We start from the raw sequence: 537 nt of genomic DNA, 5'->3' as shown, positions 1-537 counted from the left end.
GCCACCGGGTTATCGATCCCATGACGAATGCCCACGACGCGCTGTTCAGGACACTTGCCGATCCGACCCGGCGCGCCATCTTCGAACGACTGTGCCAAAGGGAGAGCAGACCGTGGGCGCCCTTACGGCCCAGTCCGGGGTGTCGCAGCCAGCCGTGTCGAAGCATCTCGGCGTCCTGAGGCAGGCAGGGCTGGTGCGCGACCGCCATGAGGGACGGCAGACCCACTATAGCGCGCAGCTAGGCGCGCTTGCTCCCCTGATGGATTGGACACGCCAGATGGCCGGCTTCTGGGAGAGCCGGTTCGACGACCTCGAGGATCTGCTCAAAAGAATGGACCAATGATCAATACTGCAACCGAAACCCGCTCCGTCGTCGTCGAGCGGGAGATACCTTATCCGCCGGAAAAGATCTGGCGCGCGCTGACGCAACCGCATCTGATCGAGGAGTGGCTGATGAAGAACAACTTCAAGCCGGTCGTGGACCATCGTTTCAGTGTCAGCGCGGACTGGGGCGGCGTCGACTGCCAGGTCCAAACG

The 537-nt window shown here is 62.8% G+C and carries 1 protein-coding gene and 1 pseudogene; both read left to right on the top strand.

Annotated elements, in window-relative coordinates:
- Window positions 1–20: 20 nt before the first annotated feature.
- A pseudogene (locus EOA29_RS39500) lies at window positions 21–343 on the top strand (metalloregulator ArsR/SmtB family transcription factor).
- The coding region (locus tag EOA29_RS39495) for an SRPBCC domain-containing protein (RefSeq protein ID WP_189479187.1) at window positions 340–537 on the top strand (198 nt) is incomplete at its 3' end. The pseudogene EOA29_RS39500 and the gene EOA29_RS39495, both read left to right, overlap by 4 nt.

The sequence above is a fragment of the Mesorhizobium sp. M1E.F.Ca.ET.063.01.1.1 genome (genome assembly GCF_003998155.1).
In the GTDB taxonomy this organism is placed as follows: Bacteria; Pseudomonadota; Alphaproteobacteria; order Rhizobiales; family Rhizobiaceae; genus Mesorhizobium.
This window is presented reverse-complemented; position numbering and strand designations above follow the sequence as displayed.